Genomic DNA, 6,951 nt, shown 5'->3' with positions numbered 1-6,951 from the left:
GTTAAAAGATTTTGGAGATGTAAATGTAGCAACAGGTTCAGTGAATGCACAGCAGCAAATAAATAAACCGAAAAATGGTACCAAAGAGATAGCAAACGACGATACAAACCTATCAAATGATATGAAACCACCTGTGGAGAAACCAAATGAAAAAAAAGAAAATATCCAAACTGATCCAATTAATCCAAAACCAGAAAGTGATGAAATTCAAACAAATAACAAACAACCCTCTGGAAAAAATCAGAAAGTCGTCTATTTGACATTCGATGATGGACCTAGTGAGTTCACACACCAATTTCTTGACGTATTAAATAGGGAACAAATAAATGCGACTTTCTTTATGGTTGGAGACCGCATAAATCGCTATCCAAATGAAGTGAAACGTGCCGTATCCGAGGGTAATTATGTCGGAGCTCACAGTATGACGCATGACTATCATAGACTTTATAAAGAAAATCAATTTGTACTAGAAATGCAACAAACAATCTCCATTATCAAACAAGTGACAGGTGAAGATACCACTTTAGTACGCGCCCCTTATGGATCGAAACCAGGTTTGAATTTAGGACTTCGCAATGATTCAGTTGAAGCAGGATACAAAATTTGGGATTGGAGTGTGGATACACAGGATTGGAGGGAGTCTGCTAACTCTTCAAAAATTGTAAATGAAGTAAAAAGGCAAACAACAAAAAATATTGAAGTCATTTTATTCCATGAAAATCAATCGACTTTGGACGCACTTCCAGAAATTATTAACTATTTAAGATCCGAAGAATATGAAATTAAGGTATATAATCCCGACGAACATTTCCCATTAAATTTCTGGGATGATTGGCGTCTTTAAAATGGATAATCTTCATACTCATCATTATCTAAAATGTTGATTTTATCTCCATTAACAACAATTAGACTTTTAAAATCTAGAAGGTAGTTATTAAAATAGGGGGAATATTCATGCGAAAGAGAAAGAATAAGAACAGATATATTTTTTTATTAGTAATAGCATTTATAGTGGTATTTTCTATCATAAAACTTCAAGATAATGGAATGATGGGAAATAATGAAAGTTTAGCTAAAGAATCTTCCGCAAAGATTGCGAATTCAGCTAAAGCATCTTATGAAAATAAAGTAAATTCTACAAAGATCTTAACAGGTAAAACAATCGTAATTGATCCCGGTCATGGCGGAGGGGATATTGGTGCAAGTGGACAGAATGGGACAATTGAAAAAGATGTAACATTAACAATGTCTAAAAATATTCAAAGTAATTTAGAGGAACGTACTGGTGCTACTGTTATTTTAACCCGTAAAGATGATGTGAAAGTATCACTTGAAGATCGTGTGAAAATTGCAGAAGAAGAGAATGCAGATCTGTTTGTTAGTATACACTTTGATGCCTTTTTTACAAACGATGTTGAAGGCATTACAACTTATTATAATAATACGGACGAGCCTATAGCGAAATTAATACATGAAAATATATTTAAAAATGGACTAGATGCTAGAAATCGTGGAGTAAGATTAGGAGACCTTCATGTATTAAGAGAAAACTCAAGACCAGCCATCTTACTTGAACTTGGGTTCATCTCAAATTCAAAAGATGAAGCGCGTATGACTTCAGAAGAGTTTCAAAGAAACACGGCAAATTCAATTGTTGACGGAATAATCGATTCTTTAAGATAGTTGATATTTAAACCACTATATAAAAAAATAAGAAGTTAATGTTTATAAAAAATAATCAAAAATACTTCTGAACCGCATTAGACTAATTGGATTTTAAAAAAATTAAACAATAACGGCAAGAATCTTAATGGTAAGTTAATCGGTAATCTTTTGGTTTAACATTTCGCAAAATACAAAAACTTTATTTCCAATTGATACCATCTTGACTTCACCTTAACATTGTCCGGTGATAATCATTTTGTAAGACAAATAAAACAAAGAAATGAGGGATAAAATGGAATTAAAATTTCACAGAAGTTAAAAAACTTTATTTCCAATTGATATCGTCTTGGTTTCATCTTTACATTGTCCAATTATAATCGTTTTTGTAAGGCAAATAATATTATGAAATGAGGAATTTTAAATGGGTAAAAAGAATTTATTCACTGTACTTAGTATTTCAACAGCATTATTAGTAGGAACTGGAAGTGCCTATGCTACACAAAATCAGAAAGATGAGTCAGTAAAATCGGTACAAATAGTTAACAAAGAATCGAATGAAATAACAAAACAAGAAGTAAACGTACAAGTACAAGAAAGTAAAAAAACATCAACTCAATATAGTTTTACTGATGAGGCTTTTTTCACATGGGATGGTCAGCCTGATTACTTTGCGAATGCGTTTTTAAATAATCAGGACCTATTTTCTTTATTAAATATGAATGGGGCAGAATTAAAACAAGAATTAGCAACTGGAAAATCGGTTGATGAAATTGCATCATCTAAAAATGTTTCTACACAACAAGTGATTGAGGTCATTGCGAAATCACAAACTACCGTGCAGATTCAAGCTGAAGAAAATGGAGAAGTTCCTAAAAACTCTGCTTCAATGGAACAACGTTTAAAAGATATTGAACCGAAAGTATTACAAGTAATTGAGCACAAAAGTAATTGAGCACAAAACTGAAACACCTTGGAGTTAATGTTCTGTTTCACCGCTTTACCGATTCAAGAAAATTCGAATATCAAAATCTTTTGTAAAACAAGAAAGCCTCCTCTTTTTGACTGGGAACTGACCCCATAGTTTGAGACAAATAAAAACACCTTAAGTTGAAAAACAGGTATGTAATACCTAAAGACAACTTGGAGGTGTTTTTATATGGGTAAAATAGTAAGGTATCCAGCTTTAATACATTACATTTCAAAGATCCATATTTAAATAAAAGTAAAATAGTACTCCATCTGAAGTATTCATGACACCACACTGCACACCATGTAGATTTAATATATTTTTCGAAATGGCAAGGCCTAATCCAGTACTACCTTCTGATCGTTGTCTAGACGTATCACCTCGATAGAATCGTTCCCAAACCTTTTCTAATTGGTCAACTGGAATATGCGACCCTTTATTTTCCACGCAAACTTTTACCTGCTCATTCTCTACGATGGTCGAAATATAGATATGCTCATTCAAAGGCGTATAACGGATTGCATTTGTAATGTAGTTCGTTATGACTTGTCCGATAAGATGTTGATTTGCTAAAACTTTTATTGAATTCAATTCTTTATGAATGGTTAATTTCTTTTTCTCTATTTCTAAATGTAATTCATGACAAATATGCTCAATTACTTTGTCTAAATAAAAAGATTCCATTTTCATTTTGTACGTTCCAGACTCGTACTTTGCTAGTTCAAGCATATCAATAATTAAACGATCCATCTTGTCGACTTCTTTTTCCATCGCTTCAAAGTAGTAATCCTTCTTATGACTAGCAACACCGTCTTTCAGGATCGAAATACAACTTTTCATAATACTTAGTGGGGTCTTCAATTCATGTGAGACACTTGAGATAAATTCTTTTCTAGTATTCTCTAACTGTTTTTCTTTTTCAATGTCTTGCTGTAGCTGAGTAATGTGCGAATGTAGTGTATCCGATAGTAAATTTATATTCTGAGATAAATCGCCTATTTCATCTTTAGAGTAATATTCAATTCGTTCTGAAAAATCTAAGCCTGCAATTTTTCTAGTTGAATTGTTGATTTTTAATAATGGTCTTGCAATTTTGATTGAATAGTAAAAAGAAGCCAAAATAGTTAGTAGTAACACAAAAGCTATCAAATAGATAAAATAATCGTTGACCATTTGTGCAGCTTCATCTACAGGTTGTAAGGAAGCCATTGAAAAGATATAACTGATGTTCCCATTTTTTTCTTTAACCGGATCAATGAACAGCTTGTATTTTATTCCATTTTGCTCATAATCAAGCGTTTTGACCGTTGTGAAATGATTTTCTTCATTAAACAATAAATCTGTTTGGAATTCACTAATACGCTCCATAAATAAGCTATTACTATAGATGATACTGGAAACATCATTTTGATCAGGAAATCGTACATTCTGTATGGTTCCTTTTAATTGACTGATTTGAAAATTAGAATGATATTGAGATTGATATTTAATTGTTAATGCTATTTTATTTTGTAGATTAGATTCTTTATGATGATCCATTTGGAATTCCTTATCAAGGTTTGTCCAAATAAATTGATTTACCAAATATGAATCATTCTGTGCCAAATATAGATAAAACGGGATTATTATATTATTTTTTTCAATCGTATAAAGATCCACTTCCTCTCCTATTGTAATGGTTGGAGTATCTTTATAAACATCTTCTCCTTTTAATAAATGATACAGTGGAATCGTTACGAATTGATTTGAATTTTTAGCGTCACTTATTTTAATTTCTGCATAATAATCATTTGAAGAAATAATATTTCCATTTTGATCCAATGTAGTTATCCATGTATTGTGAGTACGATAAAAATCTTGCTCTAATTGCTGGATGGATTGCACATTTCCATTACTTTTTAAGTATTGTTTCTCAAATGATTTGATACTTGATTTCAAATCATTTACTTTCTGATTTTCATAGTATTGCTTAAAGAAGATGGTCTGACCAATATAAATTGTACCTGTAATTAACAAACATAACGTTGTTGTTAATAAAAATAATTTTAAAACAATACCGTATTTCATAAACTCTCCTCAAACTTATATCCTGTTCGAATAATCGTTGAAATCAGTTTTGATTTGCTTCCTAATTTCGCTCGTAAATTACGAATATGTGTATTGATCGTTCGATCATCACCAAAGTAGTCATGTCCCCAAATCTTATATAAGAGTTGTTCTCTTGTAATCACGATTCCTTGATTTTGCATTAAATATGTTAAGATTTCAAATTCGGTATGTGTTAAATTAATAATTACTCCTTCTACCTTTACTAGCCTTGAAGAAAAATCTACTGTAATACCATTTTTAGTTAAAGTATCTATTGATCCTTCATTCAATCGATATCGACTTTCAAGTAAACGTTTGACTCTTGCTAATAAAATTGGTGGACTATATGGCTTTGTAACATAATCATCAGCACCTAGCTCAAACCCAAGTAATGTATCATCCTCATCAACACGTGCAGTTAACATGATGATTGGAACCTTTGATTCCTTACGGATTCTTCTACAAACAGTCCATCCATCTACTTTTGGCAACATGATATCAAGAATAATTAGATGAAAATCATGTTTTTGAAATGATTCTAATGCTTGTTCACCGTCAATGGCTTCAACCACCTCATAACCCTCGTTTAGGAAATAGTCTTTCACAATTTCACGTAAAATAGTCTCATCTTCTACTATTAAAATTTTGTACTGCATTATCAATTCACACTCTCTTTCGATGCTCCTTATTCTTAGATTTTATCCAATAACTCTTCGATTACTCCATTACTTAAATGAATAAATCGTTCCTATTAAGAACGGGAGTAGATTTAAAAGGGAAAAAACCGGAAATAAGAAAAATGTTGCAACTTTACCATTGTTATTTAATTGTTTACCAATGGTAATGTACTAACTTCTTTCAATATTTGAGTTTCAATAAATTTAATTTTTAATTCTGTTTCAAAAAAGTATAGCCTGACGAAATAAAGATTAGGTAAAGATACCAAATAAAAGTTTACGATCTCAAAAAATAAATAGTCCATTTTGTCATGGCTTCAGCAACCTTCTGGTGAGCTAACTAGCTGCTCATTGAGCTTAAACTCCAGCACCGTTAGTTGATTAAGCACTTATGCTTCTTTACTTCTCATTCTAAACCCGTTCGCTAACCTTGACTCTCCAAATCATATGATCATACCCTTCGTCCCAATAATCCTTTAACAAGTAATCAGGTTCTCCAAACTTCTTTTTCCAGATTTTTTGTGAACTAGTATATCCACTATCTAAACAAAATTCTTCTATGCCTTTATTCTGTAAAGTAAAATACATTTTATTTAATAGCAAATTCCCTACCCCAATCCTCTGGTAGTCAGGAAGAACAAATACTGTACCTATTTCAATTAGCTCTTTGAAAGTATTGTTTGTACAATCACTAATGAGATCGCTTGCTGGGCCGTATTCAATTGAACCAATAATTTTATCACCATCTAAAGCAATCAAAAAATATCTTTTTTTACCATTGCTGTCAAAATCACTTTCTAAGTATTTTTTCTTAACTTTAATTTCATCATTAATATCATCCGACTTCTCCCCTATACCTTCCTTATTAAACGTATCAATAATAACAATTCTAAAAAATTCATTTAACTGTTTAATGTCCTCAATACTTGGCCTTCTAATCACCACATTAATCACCCAAAACCCTCCCAACATCTATTCACTTGAAACGAAATTGCAGTAATCCTTTTTAAAGTGCGCTGCCTCGTTAGTTGAATAAGAAAAAGAGCTGCTTAAGCAGCCCGATAATCTTTAACTAAAGCACCCGATAGTTGAATAAGTAACATTGTCAAATTTCAAAGAAGTTATGTCTCTCTACTTTACAAACTCTGAGAGAAAAGTTTTTATACCATTCAGATTTCCCTTTATTTTGTGCTACTCTATGGGCAGAATTTTCCTTCCATTCTTTTATGGATTGTAAAGAATCCCAATACGAAACAGTAATTCCTAGTCCTTCATCCCGTGCATCTTCGACACCTAAAAATCCATTCTGCTGAGAAGCTAATTCCACCATTTTATCCGCCATTCTGCCATAACCATTATCTCCTTCAGTTCTTTGTGAAGAAAAACTCACTGCGTAATAAGGTGGTTCAGGAGTTTTCGCAATTCCACTCATATGTAAGTCCCCTTAGAAATTTATTTTTCATTAATATAAAAAATTCCAGCATAATCTCAGGTCTTATTATTGAACTAAACTACCCCGTTAGTTCAATAATAAAAAAGGGCTGCTTAAGCAAC

At 31.9% G+C, this 6,951-nt stretch carries 7 protein-coding genes; 3 read left to right on the top strand and 4 right to left on the bottom strand.

The genetic code is table 11. The features are described from left to right. The 3 genes from AC1DSB_RS11840 to AC1DSB_RS11830 form a co-directional block, all read left to right on the top strand. The coding region (locus AC1DSB_RS11840; protein WP_477586774.1) for a polysaccharide deacetylase family protein at nt 1–844 on the top strand (844 nt) is incomplete at its 5' end. 110 nt (nt 845–954) lie between these two features. Then, nucleotides 955–1,683, top strand: a complete 729-nt coding sequence (locus AC1DSB_RS11835; RefSeq protein ID WP_477586773.1) for an N-acetylmuramoyl-L-alanine amidase family protein — start codon at nt 955–957, stop codon at nt 1,681–1,683. Nucleotides 1,684–2,086: 403 nt separating this feature from the next. Further along, nucleotides 2,087–2,617 (top strand): hypothetical protein, encoded by a 531-nt coding sequence (locus AC1DSB_RS11830; RefSeq protein WP_477532983.1) that lies wholly within the window; start codon nt 2,087–2,089, stop codon nt 2,615–2,617. Between the two features lie 246 nt (nt 2,618–2,863). On the opposite strand, the gene AC1DSB_RS11825 is transcribed toward AC1DSB_RS11830, so the two are convergent. The 4 genes from AC1DSB_RS11825 to AC1DSB_RS11810 all read right to left on the bottom strand — a co-directional run bounded on the left by AC1DSB_RS11825 (nt 2,864) and on the right by AC1DSB_RS11810 (nt 6,829). Continuing rightward, complete coding sequence (locus tag AC1DSB_RS11825) at nt 2,864–4,699, bottom strand: sensor histidine kinase (protein WP_477586772.1); 1,836 nt, start codon at nt 4,697–4,699, stop codon at nt 2,864–2,866. Further along, a complete protein-coding gene (locus tag AC1DSB_RS11820; RefSeq protein ID WP_477586775.1) occupies nt 4,696–5,376 on the bottom strand; it encodes a response regulator transcription factor in 681 nt (226 codons plus the stop codon). Before AC1DSB_RS11820 ends, AC1DSB_RS11825 begins: the two co-directional genes overlap by 4 nt. A gap of 432 nt (nt 5,377–5,808) precedes the next feature. Continuing rightward, on the bottom strand, nt 5,809–6,351 hold the full coding sequence (locus tag AC1DSB_RS11815) for a GNAT family N-acetyltransferase (protein WP_477586771.1): 543 nt from the start codon (nt 6,349–6,351) through the stop codon (nt 5,809–5,811). 151 nt (nt 6,352–6,502) lie between these two features. Further along, complete coding sequence (locus AC1DSB_RS11810; RefSeq protein WP_477533316.1) at nt 6,503–6,829, bottom strand: antibiotic biosynthesis monooxygenase family protein; 327 nt, start codon at nt 6,827–6,829, stop codon at nt 6,503–6,505. Nucleotides 6,830–6,951 lie beyond the last annotated feature (122 nt).

Source organism: Paenisporosarcina sp. P4_E4_2 (assembly GCF_056401595.1).
Note: the sequence above shows the minus strand (reverse complement) of the source record. Positions and strands in the feature narration are given on the sequence as shown.

Coding starts and splice junctions, on each gene's coding strand:
- AC1DSB_RS11835 (WP_477586773.1), top strand. CDS start 955: ATGCGAAAGAGAAAGAATAAGAACAGATATATTTTTTTATTAGTAATA.
- AC1DSB_RS11810 (WP_477533316.1), bottom strand. CDS start 6,829: ATGAGTGGAATTGCGAAAACTCCTGAACCACCTTATTACGCAGTGAGT.
- AC1DSB_RS11825 (WP_477586772.1), bottom strand. CDS start 4,699: ATGAAATACGGTATTGTTTTAAAATTATTTTTATTAACAACAACGTTA.
- AC1DSB_RS11820 (WP_477586775.1), bottom strand. CDS start 5,376: ATGCAGTACAAAATTTTAATAGTAGAAGATGAGACTATTTTACGTGAA.
- AC1DSB_RS11830 (WP_477532983.1), top strand. CDS start 2,087: ATGGGTAAAAAGAATTTATTCACTGTACTTAGTATTTCAACAGCATTA.